Origin of the sequence: Phyllobacterium pellucidum (assembly GCF_013327855.1) — a bacterium.
GTDB lineage: Bacteria > Pseudomonadota > Alphaproteobacteria > Rhizobiales > Rhizobiaceae > Phyllobacterium > Phyllobacterium pellucidum.
In genome coordinates this window covers 181,920-208,275 of sequence record NZ_JABUMX010000007.1, presented here as the reverse complement: position 1 = coordinate 208,275, position 26,356 = coordinate 181,920, and the positions used below count along the sequence as shown (strand labels likewise).

25 protein-coding genes are annotated in these 26,356 nt (G+C 58.7%); 6 read left to right on the top strand and 19 right to left on the bottom strand.

The genetic code is table 11. The features are described from left to right. Positions 1–1,758 (bottom strand): metallophosphoesterase family protein (locus HQ945_RS21355; protein WP_174208484.1); only part of this gene is annotated, 1,758 nt, incomplete at its 3' end. A gap of 214 nt (positions 1,759–1,972) precedes the next feature. On the opposite strand from HQ945_RS21355, the gene HQ945_RS21350 reads away from it, so the two are divergent. Next, positions 1,973–2,803 carry an MBL fold metallo-hydrolase gene (locus HQ945_RS21350; RefSeq protein WP_091925286.1) on the top strand — a complete coding sequence of 277 codons (831 nt, stop codon included), beginning with the start codon at positions 1,973–1,975 and terminating at the stop codon, positions 2,801–2,803. A 1-nt stretch (position 2,804) separates the two neighbouring features. On the opposite strand, the gene HQ945_RS21345 is transcribed toward HQ945_RS21350, so the two are convergent. Beyond that, complete coding sequence (locus HQ945_RS21345; RefSeq protein ID WP_113282260.1) at positions 2,805–3,566, bottom strand: polysaccharide deacetylase family protein; 762 nt, start codon at positions 3,564–3,566, stop codon at positions 2,805–2,807. Next, entirely contained in the window at positions 3,556–4,650 is a 1,095-nt protein-coding gene (locus tag HQ945_RS21340; RefSeq protein ID WP_113282291.1) for a glycosyltransferase family 4 protein, read from the bottom strand. Before HQ945_RS21340 ends, HQ945_RS21345 begins: the two co-directional genes overlap by 11 nt. Before the next feature lie 237 nt (positions 4,651–4,887). Here HQ945_RS21340 and HQ945_RS21335 point away from each other — a divergent pair, with 237 nt between their 5' ends. Both HQ945_RS21335 and HQ945_RS21330 read left to right on the top strand, forming a co-directional pair. Further along, the gene (locus tag HQ945_RS21335) at positions 4,888–6,588 is read left to right on the top strand and encodes an adenylate/guanylate cyclase domain-containing protein (RefSeq protein WP_113282261.1); all 1,701 of its coding nucleotides are present in this window, start codon (positions 4,888–4,890) and stop codon (positions 6,586–6,588) included. 77 nt (positions 6,589–6,665) lie between these two features. Beyond that, on the top strand, positions 6,666–7,502 hold the full coding sequence (locus tag HQ945_RS21330) for an FkbM family methyltransferase (RefSeq protein ID WP_245273662.1): 837 nt from the start codon (positions 6,666–6,668) through the stop codon (positions 7,500–7,502). Here HQ945_RS21330 and HQ945_RS21325 read toward each other — a convergent pair. The 16 genes from HQ945_RS21325 to HQ945_RS21250 form a co-directional block, all read right to left on the bottom strand. Further along, positions 7,455–7,937: a class I SAM-dependent methyltransferase gene (locus HQ945_RS21325; protein ID WP_027233119.1), complete on the bottom strand. Its 483-nt coding sequence runs from the start codon at positions 7,935–7,937 to the stop codon at positions 7,455–7,457. The two genes, HQ945_RS21330 and HQ945_RS21325, sit on opposite strands and share 48 nt — an antisense overlap. A gap of 134 nt (positions 7,938–8,071) precedes the next feature. Then, positions 8,072–10,066, bottom strand: coding sequence for a Fe(3+)-hydroxamate ABC transporter permease FhuB (gene fhuB, locus HQ945_RS21320; protein ID WP_174208483.1), 1,995 nt, complete (start codon positions 10,064–10,066; stop codon positions 8,072–8,074). After that, on the bottom strand, positions 10,063–10,923 hold the full coding sequence (locus HQ945_RS21315) for an ABC transporter substrate-binding protein (RefSeq protein WP_113282263.1): 861 nt from the start codon (positions 10,921–10,923) through the stop codon (positions 10,063–10,065). The genes fhuB and HQ945_RS21315 overlap by 4 nt, the downstream gene beginning before the upstream one ends. Positions 10,924–10,925: 2 nt before the next feature. Next, a complete protein-coding gene (locus tag HQ945_RS21310) occupies positions 10,926–11,714 on the bottom strand; it encodes an ATP-binding cassette domain-containing protein (RefSeq protein WP_174208482.1) in 789 nt (262 codons plus the stop codon). Beyond that, complete coding sequence (locus HQ945_RS21305; protein ID WP_051615356.1) at positions 11,714–13,885, bottom strand: TonB-dependent siderophore receptor; 2,172 nt, start codon at positions 13,883–13,885, stop codon at positions 11,714–11,716. The genes HQ945_RS21310 and HQ945_RS21305 overlap by 1 nt, the downstream gene beginning before the upstream one ends. Positions 13,886–14,112: 227 nt before the next feature. After that, positions 14,113–15,006 (bottom strand): alpha/beta hydrolase, encoded by an 894-nt coding sequence (locus HQ945_RS21300; RefSeq protein ID WP_113282266.1) that lies wholly within the window; start codon positions 15,004–15,006, stop codon positions 14,113–14,115. 53 nt (positions 15,007–15,059) lie between these two features. Continuing rightward, complete coding sequence (locus tag HQ945_RS21295; RefSeq protein ID WP_343051294.1) at positions 15,060–15,689, bottom strand: class I SAM-dependent methyltransferase; 630 nt, start codon at positions 15,687–15,689, stop codon at positions 15,060–15,062. A 66-nt stretch (positions 15,690–15,755) separates the two neighbouring features. Beyond that, the gene (locus HQ945_RS21290; RefSeq protein ID WP_113282267.1) at positions 15,756–16,220 is read right to left on the bottom strand and encodes a hypothetical protein; all 465 of its coding nucleotides are present in this window, start codon (positions 16,218–16,220) and stop codon (positions 15,756–15,758) included. 36 nt (positions 16,221–16,256) lie between these two features. After that, positions 16,257–16,523: a DUF2277 domain-containing protein gene (locus HQ945_RS21285; protein ID WP_027233125.1), complete on the bottom strand. Its 267-nt coding sequence runs from the start codon at positions 16,521–16,523 to the stop codon at positions 16,257–16,259. Between the two features lie 94 nt (positions 16,524–16,617). Continuing rightward, on the bottom strand, positions 16,618–17,052 hold the full coding sequence (locus tag HQ945_RS21280) for a type II toxin-antitoxin system VapC family toxin (protein WP_113282268.1): 435 nt from the start codon (positions 17,050–17,052) through the stop codon (positions 16,618–16,620). Next, positions 17,052–17,306, bottom strand: a complete 255-nt coding sequence (locus HQ945_RS21275) for a type II toxin-antitoxin system Phd/YefM family antitoxin (protein ID WP_228020220.1) — start codon at positions 17,304–17,306, stop codon at positions 17,052–17,054. Before HQ945_RS21275 ends, HQ945_RS21280 begins: the two co-directional genes overlap by 1 nt. Before the next feature lie 53 nt (positions 17,307–17,359). Next, positions 17,360–17,896, bottom strand: a complete 537-nt coding sequence (locus tag HQ945_RS21270) for a DedA family protein (RefSeq protein WP_113282269.1) — start codon at positions 17,894–17,896, stop codon at positions 17,360–17,362. A gap of 83 nt (positions 17,897–17,979) precedes the next feature. Continuing rightward, on the bottom strand, positions 17,980–19,554 hold the full coding sequence (locus tag HQ945_RS21265; RefSeq protein WP_113282270.1) for an alpha/beta fold hydrolase: 1,575 nt from the start codon (positions 19,552–19,554) through the stop codon (positions 17,980–17,982). Between the two features lie 238 nt (positions 19,555–19,792). After that, positions 19,793–20,830: an L-threonine 3-dehydrogenase gene (gene tdh / locus HQ945_RS21260; RefSeq protein WP_027233130.1), complete on the bottom strand. Its 1,038-nt coding sequence runs from the start codon at positions 20,828–20,830 to the stop codon at positions 19,793–19,795. Between the two features lie 9 nt (positions 20,831–20,839). Beyond that, positions 20,840–22,030, bottom strand: a complete 1,191-nt coding sequence (locus HQ945_RS21255; protein WP_113282271.1) for a glycine C-acetyltransferase — start codon at positions 22,028–22,030, stop codon at positions 20,840–20,842. A gap of 45 nt (positions 22,031–22,075) precedes the next feature. Beyond that, positions 22,076–23,254, bottom strand: a complete 1,179-nt coding sequence (locus HQ945_RS21250; protein ID WP_113282272.1) for an ROK family protein — start codon at positions 23,252–23,254, stop codon at positions 22,076–22,078. Between the two features lie 106 nt (positions 23,255–23,360). On the opposite strand from HQ945_RS21250, the gene HQ945_RS21245 reads away from it, so the two are divergent. The 3 genes from HQ945_RS21245 to HQ945_RS21235 are packed head-to-tail and all read left to right on the top strand — an operon-like array spanning position 23,361 to position 26,356. After that, positions 23,361–24,113: a glucosamine-6-phosphate deaminase gene (locus tag HQ945_RS21245; protein ID WP_246272755.1), complete on the top strand. Its 753-nt coding sequence runs from the start codon at positions 23,361–23,363 to the stop codon at positions 24,111–24,113. Then, positions 24,110–25,129 (top strand): amidohydrolase family protein, encoded by a 1,020-nt coding sequence (locus tag HQ945_RS21240; protein ID WP_113282273.1) that lies wholly within the window; start codon positions 24,110–24,112, stop codon positions 25,127–25,129. The genes HQ945_RS21245 and HQ945_RS21240 overlap by 4 nt, the downstream gene beginning before the upstream one ends. A gap of 27 nt (positions 25,130–25,156) precedes the next feature. Next, positions 25,157–26,356 (top strand): extracellular solute-binding protein, encoded by a 1,200-nt coding sequence (locus tag HQ945_RS21235; RefSeq protein ID WP_113282274.1) that lies wholly within the window; start codon positions 25,157–25,159, stop codon positions 26,354–26,356.

Genomic DNA, 26,356 nt, shown 5'->3' with positions numbered 1-26,356 from the left:
AATTTTTCCGGTTGCGAGATCGATCGTGAAATTGCGTGATGGATGGCCAGATAGATATCGGGCCATCATGCGAAACAACCGCATAAACGTGTCCTGTGCCTCGCCCGATTTCACCGAACTTTGGTCGGAAAAAAGCTCCATGAGGTAGCGGTACATCCTCATCCTATCGCTTGGAATGCGATCCAGCCCCAATTCACTGCCAAGCCGCAGTTTGTACCAGTCCCCGAGTAGTTTCAGGCACGTTATGGCGTCGAGTTCATCGAGAGTAAGCCCCGCGGCTCGCAATGCGCTTCGTATCCGCTCCATGGACTCGTAGCGGCCGCGTTCGGCGTGAAGCAGAACGGTGGCGTCGGCAAGTGCGACCGCCTGATGGTGATGGCCGAGTACGGCCAGGTCCCCCAGATTAATCTGCGCAAGGACCCTAGCTAGATCCTTCGGCCATTCCCTCCGCAGGTAGCGGTGGACGACGAGTTGATCGACATGTTCCGCAATGAAGGTACCGTAATCGGGTGCATCGAGTATTTGGCCGACCTTTTTACCCGTTACGCCGATCTCGACACGGTATTGCTCGATCAGGAGCGGATCGATGGGCACTTTATCGAGCGCCACGGTTTCGACCTTGAGGCTGTCCTCGCCAAACGTGATGATCTTGAAGACCGGGGGAAATGCGACAAGCGATGGTACGCCGATGTTGATAAGAAATGTGTCATCCCGATCCGCGCGTGCCGTATCGTTGACATGCAGGTGGCCGCTGAAGTGGATGTGGATGCCTGCATCCATGAGCGCATCCGCAACGGCGCGGGAGGGTATGCGTTCAATCGAACTCGTTCTGCCGATCACTGCAAGCTCGTCATCCATCGTACCGTCGAGCATGTCGAGCGCCGGATAATGCGAGAAGGCAAGCAACGTCTTGCCGTTGAGCCTCGCCCTTGCAGCGACGTCTTTCGCCCAATCGAGGATGAACGCCTTGTGCTCGAGCATGGCATTCCAGCCGGCATTGGTGCTATCGACAAACGCGCCTGCATGGCCCTCGACGAACTCGCCATTGCGCGGCTCAAATACGTTTGCGTCGATCATCAGCAGCCAAACGCCCGGCTCTGGCTCAACCAGATAGGAAGCATCCATCAAGCGGTATTCGTTACAGCCATCTTCTGAGCGCACCGCGTAAAGCCGCCTCTCGGGTCGGTCGTCGGCCCCGAACGGTGTTTCCCAGTGCAGGTCGGATGCCTTTCGAAAGAAGCCGAGATCGGGCAGCGCGCTCAGCCCGGCCGGATAGCCGGAGCAATACATTTTGTCCGTCGTCACCATGCCGTCCGCATCATCGTCGACGAAGTCACCGTCGCTGGCAACAATCGTATAGGTGCCGTCCGGATTGAGAAGGCGCTTGGCATGGTGGCGTCCGGTGGGGCCGAAAATATCGTGATTTCCAGGAGTTGCGATGAAATTAAGCCCGTGATCGCGCGTATATCCATCAAGAACCTCGCGCAGGGCGCGTATGGTCGCCGCCTGCCCGTCGTCCGAATAGTCGCCGAGCAGCACAACATGCTTCATGCCGCGCTCGATCACCGTGTCCAGGGCCGCGCGCAAGGCGCGATAGCTTTCGTTGAAGACACGGGTCGACCTTACGGTGTCGGTCAGCCGCCGCGCGGACATGTTGCGCCCGGCAACATCGATGCCGCTGAAATCATAATCGCCGTAGAGATCGTGAAAATGTGCATCCGCGATGATAGCAATGGGCGGGAATTGCGAAGACGACATGAACGAAGCATTCCGGTGGAAAGATACGCAAACTTATACATTTGTATCGACAATTGTCATGAAGCTTAAAAAGCGTATGACTATCGCTTATATACGTTGTGTTTTGGGTGTTTATTGCGCCCATGGCAACTAATTCGAAAGCCAACGCTCGCATTAGGAAAGCGGTTTGGCTACGATACCCGACAGGCGCGGGGGATTGGGTGTAAAAATCGGAATGAACGACGAAGTGTTTCGGGTAAAATTCTGGGGGACGCGTGGCAGCGTCGCCGTTTCGGGACCCGAGTTCGAGCGGTACGGTGGAAACACCGCGTGCATTGAAGTTCAGTGCGGCAAGCACAGGCTGATTTTCGACGCCGGATCGGGCGTGCGGCAGGCAGGGGAAGCTCTGACGCGGGAAGGCGCCGATGAGCTGGATATCATCTTCACCCACTGCCACTACGATCATATCATCGGCCTGCCCTATTTTGCGCCGCTCTACAATCCAATGATGAATGTGCGCATCTGGTCGGGCCATCTTGCCGGCGTCATGTCGACGCGCGAGATCGTCAAGCAATTCATGCGTCCGCCCTGGTTTCCTGTCGAGCCGGAAATCTGCAAGGCATGTCTGGGCTTTCGCGATTTCCGTTCCGGCGACGTGCTGGAGCCGTTTGAGGGTGTAAGGATCGAGACGGGTAGTCTCAATCATCCGGGCGGCTGCATCGGCTATCGCATCGAATGGGCAGGCAAAGTGCTGGCATTGATCTACGACACCGAGCACGAGGCCGGGAAGTTTGACCCCGAGGTGATGCGGCTTATCAAGGGCGCCGATCTTGTCGTCTATGATTGCACCTATACGGAAGATGAAATGCCGCGCCGGTTTGGCTATGGACATTCAACCTGGCAGCATGGCGTCCTTCTTGCGAAGGCAGCAAACGTGAAGAGGTTTGCATTGTTTCACCATGCGCCGTCGCGCACAGATGACGAACTCGATGAGTTCGAACATCTGGCAAGGGAGCACTTTCCGGGTGCGTTTTCCGCGCGCGATTTTCAGGAGATCGATCTGTAGATCATCGACCCTGAATGAGCTCGCCGAGCGCGGCCCAGCGGGCATTCGGCGCTGCCGCGATGATCGCAAAGAGCTTATGCAGGAACTGCCAGGCCGCTTCGTCATGGACAAGGTGGTGGGTCAGAATTCCGATGGGCTCGCCCAGGCCGTCAAATCTGCTCTGAAGTTCCTTGACGATAGCGGCAACCAGTTCCTCATGATTGCGGCCACCGCGCGTTCCATGCCAGTCCATGAGATCGACATGGGTGTTGACGACGGGAATGAATGCCGTCTGCTTCGCCTTGGCAGGGCCGAAAACGGAAAGCGCGTCAAATCCAAGTCGAGGCAACTCGGCAATCAATCCTTGGTCGATGCGATTCCAGGGTGGCACCAGCACCGGCACGAAGCGCTGCGGGAACAGCGTGCGAATACGCGCGACACCTTCGCCGATTTCGCCGAGGACCATTTGGCGCGGTCTATGCGAGCCGAGTTCCTGCTTCTTCTCGGTGATCGGGGCGTGATTCTGGTGCGACCAGCCATGGACGGCGACAAGAATGCGCTGTTCATCGGTCAATCGCTCGGCAAGCGTTGCCTCGGCATGAGCAGGGACCACAGCCAAGGTCATTGGCACGTCATTCTTGTTGCTGAGCTCGAGCAGCCGCTCCAATGCGGATGTGGGTTTGACCGCATCGTCATCGCGCAGCCAGAATTGCGCTTGGCGCCCGGCGTCGAACCAGCGCTGCAATTCGGAGCGCAGAGGCTGCCAGGTCGCATCAATTCCCATTCTGCTGCCCCAGATATTGTCGCAAAATTTGATCAAGCCGCGCCGACGCCCCCTCGAGGGAACGCTCTTGCGCAATGAAGCGGTGTGCCTCCAAGCCCATACGTGTGCCCCTTCCCTCATCGTCAAGCAATGTGGCAATGGCCCGGGCATATGCCTGGGTGTCACCGGCCGGAGTGAGGATGCCGGTCTTCCCATCTTTTACGACTTCGGGAACACCCGCTAGGGCTTGCGCGACGACTGGCACCCCTGCCGCCTGCGCTTCCATGTAGGCGATCCCATAGGCTTCGCCGACACCCGGCCAAACGTAGACGGACGCCTGTTGCAGGACGCCCTGGATGACGGCTGGAGGCTGTTCCCCCAACCATTCGATGCGTTCAGGCTCGAACCTTGAGAAAAGTGCTCTTGTCTCGGAGGCCGCCGGTCCGTCACCGATGATCGTCAATGTCCAGTGCTCGTCCTCGATCGCCATCAGGGCGTCCGCCAATATTCTATAGCTCTCTAGCTTGTCGCCGCTGCGCATCATGGCGATTGTCATCAGCTTTCGCGGCTCTCTTTGCGCTTTTGACATCTTGAAGGGCGCGACATCGATGAATGGAAACAGACGTTCGAGCCGTGCCTCGGGGATCGCCGCCGCAAGACCCTGCCGGTCCCGCTCGGTAAAGCAGAGATTGACGTCCGCCTGCCGCACGGCGTCCGCCACGAGCGATTGCAGGGCTGCCCATCCGCTCTTGTCGCGCCGATGCGAAAAGGAGGCCTCCGCCGTGACATAGGGTATGTTCAACGCGGCAGCCACTCGAGGGCCGATGAGGTCCGGCGCCTTATAATATGGATGGTAGGAGAGCCAGACATCCGGCCTCTGCTCCGACCGGCGGGCAAGCCGCTCTACCTCCTGCGCCGCTGCGGCTGCTATCTCCCCGCGCCTGCTATCCTCGGGAGTGGCGGTAAAACTCCGCAACTCCGATGCCAGATCGACGCTATGGCCGGCAAGCTCCAAAGCAGCGATCAATAGCCGCGCCATCTGACGGTCACCCGACGGGACCGGATGGTTGGGCGATTTCAATGGTGCATAGAACGCTATGCGCATGAGCAATGATTGACTTTCTGTCGGCAGCAACTGCCATCCTGATGGAATCTGCATGGCACGATTTCCAGCGCGGCGCCAATTGCTTCGGATGTTGCTAACGATATTTTGATGGTTCGTGCGTTCTGGAATGTTCAAAAAGCCATTGTTGTAGACCACCAAGCTTGCGTTTGAGTTATACAGCCCGTATCGCCAAAGGGCCGGGCTTCGCATAGACTGGTCGAGGAAAATCAGGTGTTTATGACAGCAGCCACGACCAAGCCGACCGGTATTTCAGAACGATCCTTGCGCCGGACAAGGCTGGCCTCCGGCTTGATCATGCTTGTCTTCGTATCATTCCATCTCGCCAACCACGCACTCAACCTCATTTCGCTCAGTGCCGCCGAAGCGGGTCGCCTGTGGTTCATTGCCATCTGGCGCAGCCCGCCTGGCACGGTGCTGCTCTATGGAGCGGTTGTCGTCCACGTGGCGCTGGTCATGCGTTCGCTCTATCAGCACCGCACCCTGGTAATGCCTGCGCGCGAAGCGCTGCAGATCGTGCTTGGATTGCTCATCCCTCTTTTCATCATCGAACACGTGGCGGCGACACGTATTCGTTTCGATCTAGCGGGAATTGAGCCGACCTACGAAAGCGTCATTCGTGGATTGTGGATCGACTCGCCAGCCAATGGCCTGCGGCAAAGCATTGCTCTCTTCATTGTCTGGACCCATGGCTGTATCGGCGTCCACTTCTGGCTGCGTTATCGCTCCTGGTACAACAAGGCTGCGCCGTACCTTCTGACCGTTGCCATCCTGCTTCCTGTTCTAGCACTCCTCGGATTTGCCGATACGGGCCGCGTTCTCGAAAGCGAGCCGATTCAGTCAAGTTATGGCCGGGCCGTCGAACCGGCGCCTGCAAGGCACCTTCGTGAAGCGAGGCTTGAAGACGTTCAGACCGTCAAATACACGCTCTACGGCGCTTTCGCTGCAACGCTGCTCAGCGTTATCGGCTTGCGCACACGCCGAAGCTGGCGGGAGCGCATCGACCAGATCGAGGTTCGCTATCCGGGCGGTGAAACGGTGCGGGTTCCGCGTGGATTCAGCGTTCTCGAAGCAAGCCGCCTTGGCGGAATACCGCATTATGCCGTCTGCGGTGGCAAGGGGCGATGTTCCACCTGCCGGGTTCAGGTCATTGAGGGTGTATCGAAACTTCCGCCGCCCGAATCCACTGAGCTTGCGACGCTGAAGCGTATCGGTGCAGAGCCCGGCGTGCGGCTGGCCTGTCAACTGCGCCCCTCCGGCGACATCAGTGTCGTTCCCCTCCTGCAGCCGTCAAACGAGGGCATCGTGCCCGTCGGCAGCCAGCAAACCAATCCGGGACGTGAACAGGAAATTGCAATTCTCTTCTGTGATATCCGCAGTTTTACCATGCTGACGGAGGCGCGCCTTCCATACGACATTGTCTTCCTCCTCAATCGCTATTTCGCCATTGTCGGGCAGGCTGTCGAGCGGTCGGGTGGCCGTCTGGACAAGTTTATCGGCGACGGTGCCATGGCGCTGTTCGGCTTGAACGGCTCGGCTGAGGAGGGTTGCCGCAATGCGCTGAAGGCGGCGGCGACGATCACGCACGAGATGGAACGGCTGAACGAAGAACTTGCTGGAGAACTGTCGATGCCGATACGTGTCGCCATCGGCGTTCACGCCGGGCCCGCAATTATCGGTGCCATGGGTTACGGAACGGTGAAGAACCTTACAGCGATCGGCGATACCGTCAATGTCGCGAGCAGGCTTGAGACGATCGCGAAGGAGCTCGATGCGACCATTGTCGTCTCCGAGCCGACCATCCGTCTCGCCGGGTCCGACACCGAAACGCTTGAAAGCCGTGAGATTGCCATTCGGGGCCGCGTCGAACCGCTTCGTGTCTACATCATCCCTCAGGAATTGACCGTGCGTTTTGTATAATCGGGGCCGCATACATGTTCGCTAACAAGCCATTTGGCAGGCACTGGCGCAGGCTTCGGGATCGAGTAGCCCGGCGAATGTTCAATACGCGGCTCGGCCGCGAAGTCCTGATTCACGGAATTGGACCGCGCGTCCTTACCATGACAGTGGATTGCGGCGACCACGTCATGAGCTTTTCCCCGTCCGACTACATCGGCAGGAAAGTCTTCCGCAAAGGTAATTTCGACCGCGATCACGTCGATCGCCTGCTCAGTATTCTGCGCGACCGGCAATTGCTGGGGCCCCAAACCACGCTGTTGGAACTTGGCGGCAATATCGGCACCCAAACTGTCTATTTCGCCTTGAGCAAGGCATTCGGTCATATCGTCAGCGTTGAGCCCGATCCGCGCAATTTCGAACTCCTTCGGCTCAACATCGAGCAGAACAGGCTGACGGACAGTGTTACGCTCCTCAATTGCGCTGCGGGCGACACGGACGGTCAGATCGATTTTTTCCAGCACCGCGACAATCACGGGAAGAGCAGCATGATCCGGCAAAGCAGCAAGGATCATTGCATCGTTGTCGCCGTCAAGCCTGTCGAAGCGATCCTGCAGGAAGCACAGGTAAGGTGCGAGGAAATTGGCCTGGTCTGGATGGATATAGAGGGCTACGAACCGCAGGCTTGCAGATCAATGGAAGTGCTTCTCGCGCGGCGTGTCCCCGTCTACCTTGAATTTTCGCCGGCCTTCTACGGCCAGGGACGAACTGCTGACTTTGTCAAATATCTGGCCAAATTCTACGAGGATTGCCTGATTTTCCGTGAGGAAAGCATTGAGGCCTCGAAGGTCGCCACGATCCCTGTCAATGAACGGCAATTCGACCTGCTGCTATTCGATGCGGCGATAAAGGAAGTAACGGCCGACCGGGACGCTTGAGCAAATGGGCAATGCTTCAAGTTGCGGGTGAAGCAGTTCGAGACCGCTCACGACAAGGCCTTGCGGACGAAGCAGGCCAGCAGCGAGTTGCGGCAACCAGGTGAGTGTGATCGCATCCTTGTCGTCATAGCCGGTGCCTATATCAACATGGACGAGCGCGGCGCCGACGCCGACGAAGGTCTGGGCGGTTTCGCGAATTTCGCCAAGGACGATGTTTTCGGGCGCGGGCGTCGACGTCTTGTGCGAGCCGACCGCCCGGTCGAACGCGATGATGCGTTTGTCTGGAAACAACGCGCGGAGATGATCGAATGTCCGGCCGTTGCCGAGTCCGAGTTCAAGCACCGGCCCTTCAATTTCGTCCACCGTCTCGCGAATATCGTTAAGAATATCGCGTTGCGCGGTCAAGCGGTGAATGAAGCTGTCAAGCCGGCTCATGAATGCCTCCGTTCTCAATCATATCGTTGACCCGCTTAACATGTTCGCCCCATTGGGTCGACCTGTACAGATCGCCATTCGGATATGATCCATGTCTCCCTCAAGGGGGCGTTATTCGCAACCAGAAGGGGATGTTAATGTTGCACGGACTGGCGGCTGCCGCGGATGATCAGCACCGCAAAGATCGGTCCGCCAAGCAATGTTGCAACGAGACCCGTGGGTAGTTGCCACGGGAAATAAATGGTTCGGCCGATAAAGTCGGCTGCCGCCATCAGCAATGCCCCGAAGAGCGCCGACCCCAGGATGTGCGTCGTCCCGCGCGGCAAGCCGACGCGTTGCGCGAGATGAGGCGCCATCAATCCGACGAAACTCAACGGTCCGACGACCAGGGTGGCAATGGCCGTCAATAGCGCGGAAAGGCCCAGGATAAGGGCGCGGAAGCGCTTGATGTCGACGCCATGGGCATGGGCGGAGATGTCCCCCAGCGCGAAATGCTGCAGGGGCCGCGCGAGCAATATCACGGCGAAGAGGCCGGCGATCGCAAATGCCGCGGACGTCCATGCCAGCAGGGGCGTAACGCCATAGGTAGAACCGGCCATCCAACTGAGAAGGAAGAGCGCGCGCGGATCGCCGGAAGCAAGGATGACAGAAACGAGCGCCGTCAAAAGTGCCCCGAGCGATACGCCAAAGATCAGAAACTGGTTTCCCGCATGCGATCGCCGGTTGACGGCAAAGAGGATCACGAGCACCACGCCGGCACCGGAAAAGCCGCCGATCAGCCTGTGAGCATAGGTCGGCTGCGCGACAAGAAAAAGCATGCACAGCAATCCCAGCGCCGTGCCGGCGCTCACGCCAAGCACCTCGGGACTGGCGAGGGCGTTGCCCGTCAGCCTCTGCAAAAGGCTTCCTGACAAGGCGAGCAGAACGCCCGCAGAAATGGCGGCAACTAGACGCGGCACGCGCCATGGCAACAACGACCGCAGGGTTTCGCCCGCCTGGCTTGCCCATCCTGCATTGATGTCGCGGCCAACAACGATAGCAAGCAGAGCAGCCGCCGCCAAAAGCAACAAAAGCAATGACAACAGCAAGCGAGGCCTTGGAGTGGCTACGATAAGCGCTTTCCCCTGAACCGCGATCGCGTTAGGCACGTTGCGCCTCAACATCAGAAACAACAAGAAAGGTGCCCCGATGACTGCAGTGACTGCGCCGGTCGGAAGGCTAACCCCGGATACCGCCCCGTAAAACTGCACAAGCTGATCGACGATGATGAGAAGTGCCGCGCCTGCAAGCGAAGCCGCGATCAACCGCGTTGCGATGCGCCTTGCCCCGATGGCCCGCGCGATGGCCGGCGCCGCCAGACCGAGGAAACCAATGATCCCCACCGCGCTGACCGTAAATGCAGTCAACGCAACGGCAACGAAGAGCGCGCCGGCGCGAATGCTTTGTATCTTGACCCCGAGGGCCTGTGCGGCATCTCCGAGCGTCAGAACACTGAGCTGTTTGACCAGCAGGAGTGCGAGAACAGAGCATCCGATGATTTTTGGTGTGAGGGTCGCCACCTGCCGCCAGTCGTTCTGATTTAGCGAACCGCCTCCCCAGATGAAAAGGCCGGCAAGGTAGTGGTCGTTCATGAGGGTGAGCAACGTGACGACTGCAGTGCAGTAGAGCCCCGTGACCATGCCTGTCAGAATGACGACGACGGAATTGAATCTATATTTCCAGCCCACGGCAAAAACGATGCCGACAGCGGCGAACCCGCCAAAGGCAGTGGAAATATCCCGGCTCCAGCCGAGGATTGCCGGAAACCAGAGCATGGCAATGCCAAGGCTGAGTTGCGCGCCGGCCTCGATGCCGAGCGTTGACGGCGATGCGAGAGGATTGCGAAGGACATGTTGGAACAGCATGCCCGAAAGTCCAAGTGCGAAGCCGCAGATGGCTGCCATCGCGAGACGGGGAAGGAGGCTGTAATGCGCGAGTACCGCACGGCTGTCGTCGGGTGATGGGGTCGAGAACACACTGCCGAGGCTGAGCCCTTCCAGCGATGGCAAAAGGTTGAAAGCGGTAATGGCAAGCGCGGCGGCCCAGAGGGCGCCGATCCATAGCCATGGCTGGGCGTCTTTACGTTTCATGTGGTGGCTTCCACCAGCAGGCGCGCAAAGCGGGTCATCGAGGGTAAGGTGCCGAACATGAGCACACTGTCCATGCGTCGCGCACGGTCTTTCTGGACGAACGGCATGCTTTGCCAAAGGGGGCTTCCGGGAAGCGTTGCGAGTACATCCGGTGGCACCGGATCGATGTAGAAGAGCCAGTTATCGCCGACTTCAATGAGGTCGGCGATGCCGCCATCGCTGAAACCCCATTCATTGGTTGGGCGCTTCCAGGCATTTTCGAGACCCAGGCGGTCGAGAACATCCTGAAAATTGCCACCCGGTCCATAGAAGCGGATGTTGCGAGCATCCATGAAGGTCATGACGGCGAGCTTGCCAAGATGTTGCGCTTTGGCCTTGGCGGCCTCAAGTTCGCTTGCGGTACGCTCGATAAGGGCTTCCGCTTCCGCCGTTCTGCCGAGCATGCTCCCGAGCTCGCGCGTCGCGGCCACGATATTGGGATAGGGCGAGGTACCTGTCGCATGGATAGGAAAGGATTTCACAGGCGCAATCAGTTCGAGCTGCGGCCTGACCCATTCGAGATAGGGTGTCGACAGGATAAGGTCAGGCTTCAGGAGTTGCAGAAGTTCCATGTTGATCTCATGCGCCGAGCCCATGTTGGCAATCCCTTGCGGGAGGGGCGGCTCGACAGCCCAGATGGGCCAGCTTGGGGTATCGATCAGGCCGATGGGGGTGGCGCCGATTTCGATCAGCGTTTGCGCCAGGCCATAATCGAGACTGACGACACGCAGTGTCGCTGCGCCGCTTCTCACGATGGAAAGCATGGGCGCGAGCGCCATGGTGCCGAGGAGAAATGCGCGTCGTGAGAGGGCGGCCATGGCTAGAGAACGTAGCTGATTGGCGATTGCGTCTGCGGATGCGGAAAAATGCCCATGCGAACGCCGTAGATCGCATCGAGACGCTCCGCCGTGATCAAGGCGGCGGTTTCGTCGTGGGCCACCAGACGGCCACCGGCAAGCGCGATGAGCCGGTCGCAGTAGCGCGCTGCCATGTTGATATCGTGGAGCACGATCAGCACAGTTTTCTTGTGCTCATGCGCCAGCATGCGAATGAGTTCCATGACCTCGATCTGGTGGCTGATATCGAGCGCCGATATCGGCTCATCCAGCAACAGGCATTCAGTATCTTGCGCGATCAGCATGGCGACAAAGGCCCGCTGACGCTCGCCGCCCGAAAGCGTATCGACGACGCGGTCGGCGAGCGCCGTCATTGAAGTAAGCTTCAACGCGTCCGCCACCTTGAGCTTGTCTAGGGCAGAGAAGCGGCCAAGCGCGCCGTGCCAGGGATAACGTCCGAGGGCAACGACCTCGCGCACCGTCATGCCATCCGTATCAGGCGTCTGCTGCGGCAGATAAGCCACGCGCCGTGCATAGTCCTTGGTGCGAAACGATACCAGATCCTGTCCGGCATATTCCGCCCGCCCCGCTGTCGGGGCCTGAAACCGGGCCAGTATCTTCAGGAGCGTGGACTTTCCCGAACCATTATGCCCGAGTATGCCGACGACCTCCCCGGTTGGAACGCTCAACGTCAATGGATGCAACAGTGCCTTGCCATCGATCTCGAAGCCAATGCCATCGAGCGAGAAGGAAGTTCCAGTCATTGCAGCCATCAGAACTTCGCCGAAAGCGTGGCCTTGATGGCCCGGCCCTCGCCATAAATGCACATGGGATTGCCGATGTCGTCGCTGGAACAGGTCGAGTAATACTCCTTGTCGAAGATGTTGCTCGCCTTCAGCGATCCCTTCCAGCCGTTCTTTTCATAGCTGATCAGCGCGTCGACAAGCGTGTAGCTATCTACCTTGATCAGATTGGCGTTGTCGCCATACGTACTTCCGACATAGCGAACACCCGAGCCGACGTTAAGACCCTCGAGAGCGCCGGTCTCGAATGTATACTTTGCCCAGAGACCCGCCTGGTGTTCGGGCACCAGCGCCGGACGGTTGCCAACCTCCCCGTCGATGTTGCTCGACGTGATTTCGGCGTCGAGATAGGTGTAGCTCGCGATCAGGCTGACGCCATGGAACAGGTTGACGACGGATTCGAGTTCAAAGCCGCGATGTCGGACCTCGCCGGTCTGCACCTGGAACGTCGGGTCCACCGGATCGGGCGTCAGCACGTTGGACTTGGTGATCTCGAATACCGAGCCTGTCACCGTGCCAGGGAAATAGTCGGGCTCATATTTGACGCCGGCTTCGTACTGCTTGCCCTCCGAAGGCGCAAAGGTCTGGCCGCTGGAGCCCTGGCCAATGACCGGACTGAACGATTCCGTATAGCTGATATAGGGCGTAAAACCGTTATCGAAGAGATAGCCAAGGCCGGCCTTACCGGTGAAGGCGTTGTCGTCCTGGGTATCGGAGGTGTCGCTCAACCGGTCGAAATTCTTGTTCGTCACCCACGACTGGCGCCCGCCCAGCGTAAGAAGCCAATGATCGTCGAACTTGGTCTGGGTCTGTCCATAAAGTCCGATTTGATCGACCGTCTGCTTGCGGTCGACATAGATTGCGGGCGATTCGATGTCGAGATGGTAGTCGGGGTTGGTGATGTCCAGAGTCGGACCCTCACCGTAGCCGTTGTGGCCGTCGACAGTCTGGCGCGTATAGTCGAGACCCATCAGCAATGTATTCTTGATGCGGGCATTTTCGTAATCGTACTGCACGTTGTTGTCGACGCTGAAGATCGTCGCTGTCTCATCCACCGTGAACAGCGTCCGGTTCATGGTCGTATCGTCAGCCATGCTTGAATAGTAGAGATGCCGATAGTCGGTATCCTGCGATGAATAGCGAAGGTTCTGCCGAACCTTCCATGCGTCGTTGAAGCTGTGTTCGAAAAGATAACCGATCGAGCCGTGATTGGCGTCGAAGTCGTTGAAGCCTGGCTGCGCCGTGGTGAAGCTGCGCGAGAATTTCGGCAGGTCGGGAAAAGCCGGGTTGGCAACCGGAAGGAAGGCATTGGGAGTGAGCTTGTCCCACTGGTAGTTGGCAAGGACTGTCAGCGACGTGTCGGCGCTGGGCGACCAGGTAATTGCCGGGGCGATGTAAACGCGATCGTTCTGGGAAAAATCTGTTTCCAGTTCGCCGTCGCGCAGCAGGCCTGTCAAGCGATAGGTCCAGACGCCTTCCTTATCGAGCGGTCCACCGGCGTCGATCCCGAGTTCATAGGTGTTGAATGATCCATAGCCGGCATAGGCGCTGTAGAACGGATCGGTTGTCGGTCGCTTCGTCACCAGGTTGACGAGGCCGGCCACATCATTTTCGCCGTAGAGAACCGAGGACGGTCCCTTGAGGACTTCGACTCGTTCCATTCCATAGGGTTCGGATTTGAAGCCGGAAAAGTCGATGGCTTTTTGCGGCAGACCATCGCGGAATACGGCATAGGTGCCAACGTCAAAGCCGCGGATCAGAAACTGATCGAAGCGCTCGTCGACCCCCCAGGGCGATGCCGTAACGCCCGACGTGTAAGCTATGGCGTCTTCGACGCGGTCGACAATGCGGTCATCCATCTGCTCGCGCGTAACGACGGAAATCGATTGCGGAATCTCGCGGATCGGCACGTCGGTTTTCGAGCCCGTCAGGGTGTTCTTTGCGATATAGCCCTTATCAGGACCGACTGGGTTGCTGTCGCCATCGATGACGATCGTATTGAGCTGGATATTGCCTGCGTCCTGGGAGCGCGCGACGCCGGCCATCATCAGACTGGCGACCGCTGTCGACATCAACAGGAACGTCAATTGCTTTGGCGCTACCGAATTGAAAGACCGTCTATCGGTTTCGTGAACGCGCATAACCCACCCCATGTATAATCCATTGACATTGCTGGAAGTTTCATGAGTGCCGTACTCATGTTCAAACATGACTACATTTGTCATATTATATTAGTCAAGCTGTGCGTGTGGTTTTCCCGTGCGCGCCTCGTGGTTGCAATCAAGGGTGTGACTTTGATGTTACACGCGGGACGAGGCGGCTTGACCTGGCTCGATTTCGCGACGCCCGCATCGCGGCGGCGGGCGCGCTAGTCGGATGGGACCTTGCGGATGGCAAAGGCGTGCTGAATGGCGCGATTGACCGCCACGGGCAGCACCGACATGTGGGTTTCACCCGAGTAAAGCTCGAACGAGGCGCTGATCGGACGGCCCGGCAAATTGTTCAGGCGATCCCGCATTTCGATCGCCAACACATCGTTGAGCGTGACCTTTTTTTGGGCAAGGCGCTCCGCCTCGTCGGGTGCGCCGATCTGAAACGGCGCCAGGTTCTCGGTTTCGTACGCGCCGCAGGAAAGATACAGCGCCGCGCCAGCGTTGGTGTCGGGTGCCGCCGCGAATGCCGGATAGAATTGTTCGATCGCGCGGTCTTCCCAATAGATCGAAGGGCTGGCCGCAATCCAGGTGGTGAATGCCGAGGGACGTGTGAAGAGGCTGTACAGAACAAAGAGGCCGCCGAAAGAATGGCCGAACAACGCCTGACGCTTACGATCGATCGGAACGGTCGCTTCGACCATCGGCTTGATCTGATACTCGATGAACGTGATGAAATCCTCGGCGCCTCCGGTCTTAACAGGCGGCGTATTTTCATAGAAGGGTGGATAGGTCTTGCCGGGCGGCACGCCGAGATCCCACGAGCGGCGCAAGGGATCATATGCGGCATCGACCGGGTAACCGATCGTCACAATCACCCCTTGCGCAACATTGGTGCCGCTCGGATAATCAGCCTGGGCACGTATCACATCGACCGCGGTCCCGATCACGGCATTGCCATCGGTCATGTAGATAACGGGCCAGCCTTCCTTGGGCGCATCGCCATTCGGGCGATAGATGAAAATGCGGTACGTTGCCCCATTCTCTGCCGATACGACATCGTGGAATGTGGTGCCGCCGATCAGGGCAGCGTTGCTATTTTGGGTTGTCATGCCCCGACGGGTTAGTAAACATGAGTCGAACAGTCAATATTAAATTGAGCCCGCTAGGTGAAGGCATAAACCGAGCTTGGCTTCACGGCACGACCTTCGGCGTCGGCAAAGTCGCTGACGAAGTACTCAGCGATGAGACGCAGGTGCGCGCGGGGCAGATAGGAGCGGCCAGGATCGCCAATGAGAATTTGCATGCCGGCAGCCGCGCAGCGAAGCAGAAACCCGGTGACCTGGCGTGCCGTTGCTTCATCATAGAAAAGATCGCCTACAAGGATCAGATCGACACCGGGCGGGTCACCAATCGTAACGTCGCCATTGATCGCTTCAATATTTACGCCATTAATGAGTGCGTTAAGCTGTGTCGCGACAAGCGCGTTCGGATCGGTGTCCGCGGCGATTACCTTCCCGGCGCCAGCCATTGCTGCGGCGATGCCGACAATGCCTGAGCCTGATCCGAGGTCGAGGACACGTAACCCCGAGACTACCTCCGGGTGATCGAGAATATGGCGGGCAATGACCGTCCCGCCTGCCCAGTGATAGGCCCAATAGGGTGGCGGGTCGTTCTCGGAATCGACCAGCCGTCCGAGCCCGCTTCCAGGATGCGCCCTATACAGGTCAAGTTCCGGAACGTGCGGCGCCCGACGCACCTCCATGTTCGCGATGATGAACGATTTGACGTCCACCCGGACATCTGATGCTAACCTGCGCAAATGCGGCGAATCCTTAATGAGGGCGGTGGCAGCGAGCGCCTATTTCTTGTTCGTGCTATCGAACATGCTCTTGGTGTCCGCCATCTGATCGTTTGCAAGCTTGTCGACGCCGCCTTGCAGTAACGAAGCGAGGTCGTCATCGATCCTCTGCTTGAATTGCGTGGGCAGCCGATGCTGTGTGGCCAGCACATCGGTGGAACACGCCGCATCGATGGAATTGATCGCCGCGTAGGCCGGGCCGAGCGATGCAATGTAGCCGGGCAGTGCGCGCGCGACGTCGGTCTCCTGCAATGCGATGTTGATCTTCATCTTTCCGACAATGCTTGCATAGCGCGCAGAGGCGAGAAGCTGGGTAGCCCTGTCGAGGGCGAACTTTGCGCCCAGATAGTCGTCGACTGCAGCCTCATAGGTAGCCGTAGCCCGCTCGCAGGTTTGCGCCAGCACCGGCCCCGCACTGAACACACCAAGGGCGAGAACCGCTGAAACAAGAGTCCACTTGTGCATACCGGTCCCTCCCATTTTGAGTGCGGTCGGCTTTCCCTAGGCGAATCGAGCACGCGAACGTTCGCGCAATTTTTCAGCCTCGACCTCCCGGTCACGTGCCGGCGCGTGTGTGTGGAGTGACGCCAGCAAGCGGCGCGCAGAAGCGGATACCTCCGCCACTGCGCGGTCAAATGCTTCGGCATTCGCCTGCGACGGCTTGTTGAAGCCGGAGAGCTTGCGCACGAATTGCAGTGCGGATGCATCGATTTCGTCCTGTGTTGCCGGAGGATCGAAATTGAAAAGTGTCTTGATGTTGCGGCACATGACTTGCTTCCTGTTCTGACAACAAAATAGTCGGCCTGACCAAATGAAATAGCACGAATGGCTGTCCGAGGGAAAGCAAGGGCGCTATTGACGCTCAAGGTGCCTTGGATGCTTCGTGCTTCCATGGATCGAAGCATGCGACCTCGAATGGCGTGAAGTCCGCAATATTGCGGGTGGCAATCCGCAGTCCATGTTCGAGAGCCGTAGCAGCAATCATTGCATCCGCTGACGGGCGTTTTCCCGCGGTTACAAGCGTGCCTGCGCGCATGGCGACATCGAGGTCGAACGGCAGGATACGGCCTGCGAAGCTTGGCAATACGATCCCATCCAGCCAGCGCTCGAGATCGGCGGCAAAGGCCGGGTCGTTCCGCTTTTCCCGTTCAATACCGAATTTGATCTCCATGATCGTGATCGCAGAAAGGTACGCAGTTGCAACGTCGAATTCCTGCAGGAATTGCTGGAAGGCACTGTCTTGCTTCTCCGGCCGCCTTGCTGCCGAAATCACATTGGTATCGAGCAGCAGTGCCATCAGAACTTGGGCGTCCTGCGATCGAATTCTATCCGTTCCGGATCGAATTCCTTGGTCTTAGGAGCATCAGGATCGCGAAGCGCCTCGTAGAGGGTCCTGGGCTTGTTCCAGTTTGCTTCGAATTCGCTGTAGCGCAAGAGCACATAGCTCGCCTCCCCATGGTCTGTTATGACCACGGGCCTCTCATTGGCTTCCTTCTTAGCCCGACTTGGATTCTGATTGAAGGAAGCGCTTGTCATATAGGTAACACGCACGGCATTCTCCATCTAGTATATTTTTCCATAAATATACTACTTTTGTCGGCGCTTCAAGCCCAACCGACCCAATGGCGCCATTGCATGAAGGCATCGCCGAGAAAATAAGGTCCAAAGGTCCACACACTCGCCCAAAGCAGGCCGCCAAGCGCATTGGCGATTAGAAAGCGTCCGAAATGCATGCCGACCGAGCCGGCCACGAGCCCGTTCAACTGGCGCAGGATGACGACGAAGCGGGCGCCGAAGACAATGATCGGACCGCGCTTTTCAAAAATCTCTTCCAGGGATCGTTGCCGCTCTGGCGTGAGACGCACGATCCAGCCATAGCGACGGAGCAAGGGACGACCGCCGAAATGACCAATGGCATATCCGGTACTGTCGCCGATAACGGCAGCGACCCACACGGCCAGGAAGAGATCAATTATGGCAAAGTCGCCGCGCGTTGCGAGAAGCGCAGCAGCCACCAGCGCACTCTCGCCTGGAAGTGGCGCGCCGAACGATTCCAGATAAATGATGACGAAGATGGCGTAGAGGCCATATTGCCGGATGTAGGGTTCGAGGAAGGCTGTTCCATCGGTGAGAAATTGCAAGCTGCCGCGTCCCTGTCCAGCGTGTTTGTAAAAAACAGCCTAGACATTCGGGATGCGAATGGAAAGATGGCTGGCAAATGCCGTTATCTGTGCAACATCGCAGGCTGGGCTGATCCGGTAAGCAGCACCGAGGGCTTATCGTCGGGCGGCCCAAAGTGCGGTTCGGTCATATCGCCGATACAGGGTGTACTGACTTTCGCGTTGGGATTGTCGAGGAAGTCGGCAACCACCTCCCCGCCGCATTCGGTCGTATCAAGCACATCATGGCCGACACCGCGGAAGAGCACCAGTTGACTATGGCCGGTTGTCCTGATCACGCGCTCTGCCCAGCTTGTCGGGGTCGCGGGATCGTAATCGCCGGCGAGCAGCAAGACCGGCACCCTGTTCTGGGCCAATGATTTATAAGCTCTCTTCGGCGTGGCGGTAGGCCATAGTGGGCAGGCCCAGCTGTAGAAATTGTTCTGCGCCCAGCGGTCGAGAAGCGGAAACGCCGCAAAGGACGCCGCCGCCGAGACACCGTCATTGCAAACGATGGAAAGATGCATGCCGTCAGCAAAGGCGTCGCCGTCGTCACCGCTCAAGCCTATCATTTCCGCCAGCGGGCCATAGTTCTGATTGGCCGTGTCCTTGATCAGCTGCGGCAGGAGTTCGATCGAGTCGCGATCATAAAACTGGTTGAACAGGACCTCGAGGAAGTCGTTGCCCGATACGCGCGTGAATGCACTGGGTTCTCCCGCCGCCTTGAGGCGCAGAAGCACGGGCTGGGCGTCGAGTTGCTGAACGATTTCGGTGATCATCGTTCTAAGGCTTGTGCCGTCAGATCCGCATTCCTGGCGCGCCGCGCAGTCCTTCTCAAGCTTCTTCAGGACCCCGTCAAAGTTGGCGGCGTCCTGGTCGACATAGTCGACGTCAAGCGGCAGCGTGGAATCGAGGACCACTGCAACGAGGTTCTCCGGATGATCTTCCAGAACCTGCAAGGCAAGTTTTGTACCGTAGGAAATGCCGAAGACGACCCATTTGTCGATATTGAGAGCGCTGCGCAAGTCATGGATATCGGCTGCATTCTCGGCGGTGTTATAGGCGGAAAGGTCGATGTGCCTGGCCTGAAGCGCGTCGCGGCAGGCTTTAACCTCGTTCTTCTGCGCCCCGTCGAAATCGACAATCTCCTCCGGGCGGGACATGATGCCGCCCCAGACCTTCGGGCTGTAATGTTCGGCACAGCTCAGCGACGGCTTCGAAAGACCGACGCCCCGCTGGTCCACTACGACAAGCCGCCGTCCGCGCAGCCAGTCGCCGTTGTCGATGAAGCTCCACCAATCGTCGATCTCCTCGCGCGTCTCGATGCGTGCAGCCTGTCCGGGCCCGCCATTAAGATAAACGACCGGGTCATGGCGAACGCGGTCCGGTTCGAAGATCACCACTGCAAGTTCTATGGTGGCGCTATCGGCCTTGCTGCGGTTTTCCGGGACCAGCAGATGCCCGCAGCGCATGTCCCGGTCCTTGGGCAAGGCAAACCAGCACGGCGTTTCCCGGAATTCGGCCGCTGCAGCCAAGGCTGGTACTGCTGGAAGCATTGCGGCAAGCAATAGCAGCGTTGCAAACAGCATCAGGCACAATGCTGGCGAATCCAGATGAAATCTGTATTTGGTCGCAGCCATGTTCGTTGGTCCCCATTGCCGCGTGGGCTGCTTTCGCGAAAGTGCCCCACAGCATTGCCAACAAAATACCTGTTTTTGGCCTCGGAGGGCATCACCCCGGCGGGTTAATTCCGTTCGCTGCTTTGATGTACGAAAAGTAACTCGATGATTTTATCGAGCGATGGTCCTCTGGCCATGAAAATGAATGATGGGACGCCGTCGGCGTCCCATCATTGTTGAAAAGAGTCGTGCAAATTGGTTATTGCCAGTCCAGCACGACCTTGCCGGAGCTGCCGGATCGCATGGCGTCGAAGCCTTCCTGGAAATCGTCGATCGGCAGGCGATGCGTGATGATGGGCGATAGGTCGAGGCCGCCCTGCACAAAGGCTATCATCTTGTACCAGGTCTCGAACATTTCGCGGCCATAGATGCCCTTCAGATTGAGCATCTTGAAGATCACCTTGTTCCAATCGATCTCGAACCCTGTCGGAGCAATGCCGAGAATTGCGATCTTGCCGCCATTGTTCATCTTGTCGATCATGTCGCGGAAAGCGGGTGCCGCGCCCGACATTTCGAGGCCGACATCGAATCCTTCGGTCATGCCGATTTCGCGCATGACGTCCGCCAGGTTCTGCTTGGAGGCATCGACGACATAATCGATGCCGAGCTTCTGTGCCAGTGCGAGGCGCGAAGGATTGATATCGGTGATCACCACCTTGCGGGCACCGGAGCGCTTTGCCACCAGCGCGCCCATGATGCCGATCGGGCCCGCCCCGGTGACCAGCACGTCTTCACCGACGAGGTCGAAGGAAAGCGCGGTGTGAACGGCATTGCCGAACGGATCGAAGATCGCGGCGATTTCGTCGGGTACGTCGTCCGGTATCGGCACGACATTGGCCTCGGGAATGCAGAGATACTCGCCGAAAGATCCCGGACGGTGGACACCGACGCCGAGCGTGTTGCGGCAAAGGTGTCCCCTGCCCGCACGGCAATTGCGGCATGTTCCGCACACGATATGACCTTCGCCGGAAACGCGCTGGCCGACCGTGTATTTGGTCACGGCCGAGCCGATCTCGGCGATCTCGCCGCTGAATTCGTGTCCGACGACCATGGGAACGGGGATCGTCGCCTGCGCCCACTTATCCCAATTATAGATATGCACATCAGTTCCGCAGATGGCCGACTTCCTGACCTTGATGAGGACGTCGTTTGGTCCGGGTTCCGGAACAGGCACGCGTTCCATCCAGATGCCAGGCTCCGCCTTCGCCTTGACCAGTGCCTTCATCATGTTCGACATGGTGTTTTCCTATTTGATGATGCCGAGATCACGCCCGACTTCGGCGAAAACCTCGATCGCCCGGGCGACGTCTTGCGTGGTGTGAGCGGCAGACATCTGCGTCCTGATGCGGGCCTGGCCGCGCGGTACCACCGGGAAGGCGAAGCCGATGACATAAACGCCCTTCTCCAGCATCCGCGCCGCCATTTCCTGCGCGAGCGTCGCTTCGCCCAGCATCACGGGAATGATCGGGTGATCGGCACCGGCGAGGGTGAAGCCGAGCTTCGACATGTCGCGGCGGAAATGTTGCGCGTTGGCTATCAGGCGGGCGCGAAGGTCCGCGCCATTGTCGATGAGGTCGAAAACCTTGAGCGAGGCAGCAGCGATGACCGGCGCCAGCGTGTTGGAGAAAAGGTACGGACGCGAGCGTTGGCGCAGCCAGTCGACTACTTCCGTCTTGGCGGACGTATAGCCGCCAGACGCGCCGCCGAGCGCCTTGCCGAGCGTGCCGGTAATGATGTCGACACGTCCCTCCACACCGCAATGCTCGGCCGAACCGCGGCCATTTTTGCCGACGAAGCCGACCGCATGGCTGTCATCGACCATGACCATAGCGCCATGTTTTTCTGCAAGATCGCAAACACCCTGCAGGTTGGCAATGATGCCGTCCATCGAAAACACGCCGTCGGTGGCGATGAGCTTGAAACGGCTACCTTCGGTCTTCTTCAATTCTTCTTCGAGCGCGGCCATGTCGTTATTGGCGTAACGGAAGCGCTTGGCCTTGGAGAGACGCACCCCATCGATGATCGATGCATGATTGAGCGCATCGGAAATGATCGCGTCTTCTTCGCCAAGCAGGGTTTCGAACAGTCCGCCATTGGCATCGAAGCAGCTCGAATAGAGGATCGTATCCTCAAGGCCGAGGAAAGAGGAGATGCGCGCTTCAAGCTGCTTGTGCTCTTCCTGTGTGCCGCAGATGAAGCGCACTGACGCCATGCCGTAGCCGTAGCGGTCGAGTGCCGATATTGCGGCAGAGGCGAGTTCCTCGTTGTCGGCAAGGCCGAGATAGTTATTGGCGCAGAAGTTCAAGACTTTTGCGCCCGTAGAAATCTCGATTTCGCCTGCCTGCTTGGAGACGATGACGCGCTCGCTCTTGTAAAGGCCGGTCTCCTTCAACTGGGCGAGTTCGTGTGACAAATGGTCGATAAATGGCTTGGTCATGATTATTCCCGCTTCATGCGTACATCCGTTATAGCGGTTCTCATCTCACGATCGGATGAATGTCTCAAGCCCCAGATTGAGCAAGGGCCGAACCGCACCGAGGATAGCGTATTCCTCGCTGGACCGGTCGGCAACCAGAACGGGAAGCGCCAGGCCGCTCATGATTCCTTCCGCCTGGAATGCATCTGAAAACGCTTTCCAGAGTGCGGTATTGCCGACAAAGGGACCGGTGACAATAACTCTCTTCGGGAACAGCAGGCGGCAAACATTGCCAAGCGATCGAGCCATGAGGTGGATTGCCGTCGCAATCTCCGGTCTTTCAGCGATATCAAGGCTGGTCAATTGCCCGGCAACCCGTTCCTCGTCCTCCGAAAGCTCCGGCCAGCTTGCTCGCAGTTGCGGCAAGAGGGCCCAGAGCGCCGCAGCCGTTTCAAGGCAGCCATGGTTGCCGCAGCCGCATTGGCGCTGATCGAGCATATTGAAGCGCCAGTGGCCGATTTCGCCAAAGGGATTGCTCGCCGACATGAAAGGCTCGCCTTCGACGCTGTACGCAAGTCCTACACCCCAGCCCCAGTGCAAGAGGAGCGTGCTGTCCCGGCCCTGCGCACCGTCCTGCATGGTCCGCGCCGTCAATTCGGCATCGAGATGACGGCAGACGAAGACGACAGGCGTAACCGGCGCTAGAGCGGCAGCAAGGTCAAGATCGCGGACATGGGGCCAGCGTGATGTGATCAGCCATTTGCGGTCACGCACGTTCACGACACCGGAGACCGACACCGACGTTCCCACGTGGCTCATGCCCGCCGGCAAATCCGTCAGTAGAGAGTTTATAAGACCGCGCATCCGCGCAGCCATGGTGTCATTGTCGGCGCTTTCGGGCACGTCGGCAGTGCAGCGTCCGATCACGCGGCCACTCAGATCGACCAATACGCCGAGCAGCGAACGGCTGCTCATGAGAACGACCGTCGCGCCCAGCCGTGAATGGTTCAGGGCGATCTGGATCGCAGGCCGGCCGCGTCCGCTCTTTTCGCCTGCTTCCCCGATGACGAGGCCGCGCTCCAGCAGATCCGCGACGACACGCGATGTCGTCGTCGACGTCATTTGCAACGCTTCGCTCACATTCGGACGCGAATGCGATTCTCCATCTGAAAGCAAGGCCGCAACCCGCGCGCAATCGCGTTGGTGGGCATCCTCATAGCGGGTCTCGTCAATCGTCAAAATCATGCTGGAAAAACCTGATCCTTATTTTTGAATAATATTATTCGAAAATGCTTGCGATGCCAGGGGCAGCTGTGGTTACATTGCCCGCAGCCCGATAAAGCACAAGCAGATGAACGGAAAATTGATGGTGGATATACGCATTTTGAACGACAAGGAGGCGCTGGGCGCTGCTGCTGCCGATCTTGGCGCTGAAGCCATTCGACGGGCGATCGCGGAGAAAAGCAAGGCGTCGATTATCGTTGCTACGGGCGCGAGCCAGTTCGAGGTCCTGCGCAATCTCGTTGCGGCCAAGGACATAGACTGGTCGAAAGTGACGGCTTTTCACCTTGATGAATATGTCGGCATGGACATCGGCCATCCGGCAAGTTTCCGCAAATATCTGAACGAACGCTTTGTCGAACCGCTAGCAGGCAAGGTGACGTTTTATCCGATCGACGCGGAGAGTGATGCGCACGCGGAAGCCGAGCGGATCAGCAAGCTTATCAGCGGGCACGAGATAGATGTATGCTTTGCCGGGATCGGCGAAAACTGTCATCTCGCGTTCAACGATCCTCCGGCCGATTTCGAAACCGAAGAGCCCTATATCGTCGTGACCCTTGATGAAGCCTGCCGCAAGCAGCAGTTCGGCGAAGGCTGGTTTCCCGATCTCGCTGCGGTTCCCGAGCAGGCGGTTTCAATGAGCATCCGGCAGATCATGAAGAGCAAGTTCATAGTCCTCTCGGTGCCCGATGCGCGCAAGGCGCAGGCGGTAAAGGATGCGATCGAAGGAGAGGTGGATCCGCGCCATCCCGCCTCGATCGTGCAGGAACATCCCAATGTCGTGCTCTTGCTCGATCCCACCTCGGCGTCGCTGCTCGCATGATCACGGCCGGCCTCGTCGATATCCAGGTCAATGGCTTTGCCGGTGTCGATTTCAACGACGCTGGCCTGACCGCAGAAGCCTTGGACCGAGCGCTCGAAGCGATGCTGGCGAGCGGCGTGACGACCTGCCTTCCGACGATCATTACAGCCACCCCGGCGGAACTCGACGCCCGCTTCGCCGCCCTGGACCGGAGCGTTGCAGAAAGCCGGCTCGGTCCGCTGATGTGTCCGGGCTACCATCTGGAAGGGCCCTTTCTCAACCCCGCTGACGGATTTTCGGGGTGCCATCCGGCGAGCGCCATGACCGCAGCCGATCCGGCGCTCGTCCTCGACCTTGAGAAAAGGCTGAAACGGCCAATTTTGCTCGTCACCGTCGCTCCGGAAGTCGGCAATGGGATCAGTTTTATCGAAGCCATGATTGGCCAGGACAGGCTTGTGTCGATTGGCCATTCCGCGCTCGATTTTGAAGGTGTCGATGCGGCCGTCGCTGCCGGCGCGCGCCTTTCCACCCATCTCGGCAACGGCCTGCCGCAGGTACTGCCAAAGCTTGCCAATCCGCTCTTCGCGCAGCTGGCCGAAGATCGGCTGCTCGCAACATTCATCGCCGATGGCATTCACGTTCCGCCGCCGGCGCTGAAGGCGCTCATACGTGCCAAGGGTTTCGAGCGGTCGGCGTTGGTGACCGACGCGACGGCAGCTGCCGCTGCCGAACCCGGCGACTATGACTTTGCCGGCATGCGCATCCGCCGCTCCGCCGACGGCAGCGTCGGACTGGCCGGGCTCGCCGGGCTTGCCGGATCGGCGCTTCGCCTCGACGATGCGGTGCGCAACCTTGTTCACTGGAACATCACCACCTTCGAGCAGGCCGTGGAAATGGCATCGCGCCGGCTTGTCGATGCGCTGGCGCCTGTTCTCAGCGCGCGGGGAATCACCTTGCCTGCCGCGGAAATCGAATGGACGGACGCGATGAACATACGCCGCGTCCGGATCGGCAGCGAAGAACGGACTTTCAAGTGAACGCGATAAAACACAGGGGAATTTGACATGACAAATAATTTTACTCGCATCAACCGCCGTACGGTACTCGGCGGTATCGCCGTATCCGCAGTAGGCGGCATCACAGGCGCATGGGCGGCGGCGCCTGCACTGCCCGCCGCTCCTGTCCTGATCACCGTCATGGATGTCGGCGGCGCACTCGCCCTGATGCAGCCGGCCTTCGAGGAATATGCCAAGACCTATCCTGAACGGGCCTCCCGCATCGTCTTTACCAAGGCGCCGGTAACGGAACTTGCCGGCAAGCTGAAGGCGCAGCAGGCGGCAAAGAGCGTTGACATCGACATCGTGCTGACTGGCAGCGATGGGTTGGCGGCAGGTCTCGCCAACGAAACCTGGATGAAAATCCTGCCGGATTTTGCCGACAAGCTCCCCGGCCTCGAAGAAAACTACGAGCCGGCGGCGCTCGCCCTGCACAAGGCTCAAGGCCAGGGTTTCGGTGTGGTCGTCAATTACTACCCGTCGGGGCCACTGATCGAATACGATCCCGAGCGCGTCAAGCAGGTGCCGACGACCGCCGAGGAACTCCTCGCCTATGCCAAGGCCAACGCCGGCCGCTTCATGTATGCGCGTCCGACCAATTCCGGACCGGGCCGGACCTTCATGATGGGCCTGCCCTATCTCCTCGGCGACAAGGATCCGCACGATCCGGTCAATGGCTGGGAAAAGACCTGGGCCTATCTTACCGAGATCGGCCAGTATATCGATTATTATCCGGCGGGTACCGGCGCGACCATGAAGGAATTCGGCGAGGGTTCGCGCGACATCATCATCAGCACGACCGGATGGGACATCAATCCCCGTGCCCTCGGCATTGTGCCCGAGACGGCGAAGATCGGTACGCTCAAGGGCTTCCATTGGGTGTCGGATGCGTTTTTCATGTGCATGCCGAACGGCATCGCGAACGACAAGGTCGCTGTCGTACTTGATTTGATGGCCTTCCTGCTCACCCCCAAGGCGCAGGCCTATGCCTATGATGAAGGCTATCTCTATCCGGGCCCGGCCGTAAAGAACGTGCCGATCAGCATGGCGCCGCAGCACAGCCAGGATGTCATCAAGGAGTTCGGCAGGCCTGAATATGCCGACCTCATTGCCAACAACCCGATCGAACTGCCGCTGAAGCCGGACCAGATGGTCTTGGCGTTCCGCAAGTGGGACGAACTCGTCGGGTCGCAGAAGAAAGCACAATAA

Bases quoted from the DNA above. Each gene is read 5' to 3' on its own strand.
- tdh (WP_027233130.1), bottom strand. From the start codon at position 20,830: ATGTCGAACATGATGAAGGCACTGGTCAAGGCGAAGGCGGAGCCTGGC.
- HQ945_RS21340 (WP_113282291.1), bottom strand. From the start codon at position 4,650: ATGCGCATAGCGTTCTATGCACCATTGAAATCGCCCAACCATCCGGTC.
- HQ945_RS21285 (WP_027233125.1), bottom strand. From the start codon at position 16,523: ATGTGCCGCAACATCAAGACACTTTTCAATTTCGATCCTCCGGCAACA.
- HQ945_RS21335 (WP_113282261.1), top strand. From the start codon at position 4,888: ATGACAGCAGCCACGACCAAGCCGACCGGTATTTCAGAACGATCCTTG.
- fhuB (WP_174208483.1), bottom strand. From the start codon at position 10,066: ATGAAACGTAAAGACGCCCAGCCATGGCTATGGATCGGCGCCCTCTGG.
- HQ945_RS21280 (WP_113282268.1), bottom strand. From the start codon at position 17,052: ATGGCACTGCTGCTCGATACCAATGTGATTTCGGCAGCAAGGCGGCCG.
- HQ945_RS21310 (WP_174208482.1), bottom strand. From the start codon at position 11,714: ATGGCTGCAATGACTGGAACTTCCTTCTCGCTCGATGGCATTGGCTTC.
- HQ945_RS21240 (WP_113282273.1), top strand. From the start codon at position 24,110: ATGATCACGGCCGGCCTCGTCGATATCCAGGTCAATGGCTTTGCCGGT.
- HQ945_RS21325 (WP_027233119.1), bottom strand. From the start codon at position 7,937: ATGAGCCGGCTTGACAGCTTCATTCACCGCTTGACCGCGCAACGCGAT.
- HQ945_RS21255 (WP_113282271.1), bottom strand. From the start codon at position 22,030: ATGACCAAGCCATTTATCGACCATTTGTCACACGAACTCGCCCAGTTG.
- HQ945_RS21315 (WP_113282263.1), bottom strand. From the start codon at position 10,923: ATGGCCGCCCTCTCACGACGCGCATTTCTCCTCGGCACCATGGCGCTC.
- HQ945_RS21235 (WP_113282274.1), top strand. From the start codon at position 25,157: ATGACAAATAATTTTACTCGCATCAACCGCCGTACGGTACTCGGCGGT.
- HQ945_RS21330 (WP_245273662.1), top strand. From the start codon at position 6,666: ATGTTCAATACGCGGCTCGGCCGCGAAGTCCTGATTCACGGAATTGGA.
- HQ945_RS21290 (WP_113282267.1), bottom strand. From the start codon at position 16,220: ATGCACAAGTGGACTCTTGTTTCAGCGGTTCTCGCCCTTGGTGTGTTC.
- HQ945_RS21345 (WP_113282260.1), bottom strand. From the start codon at position 3,566: ATGGGAATTGATGCGACCTGGCAGCCTCTGCGCTCCGAATTGCAGCGC.
- HQ945_RS21245 (WP_246272755.1), top strand. From the start codon at position 23,361: ATGAACGGAAAATTGATGGTGGATATACGCATTTTGAACGACAAGGAG.
- HQ945_RS21300 (WP_113282266.1), bottom strand. From the start codon at position 15,006: ATGACAACCCAAAATAGCAACGCTGCCCTGATCGGCGGCACCACATTC.
- HQ945_RS21250 (WP_113282272.1), bottom strand. From the start codon at position 23,254: ATGATTTTGACGATTGACGAGACCCGCTATGAGGATGCCCACCAACGC.
- HQ945_RS21305 (WP_051615356.1), bottom strand. From the start codon at position 13,885: ATGCGCGTTCACGAAACCGATAGACGGTCTTTCAATTCGGTAGCGCCA.
- HQ945_RS21350 (WP_091925286.1), top strand. From the start codon at position 1,973: ATGAACGACGAAGTGTTTCGGGTAAAATTCTGGGGGACGCGTGGCAGC.
- HQ945_RS21265 (WP_113282270.1), bottom strand. From the start codon at position 19,554: ATGGCTGCGACCAAATACAGATTTCATCTGGATTCGCCAGCATTGTGC.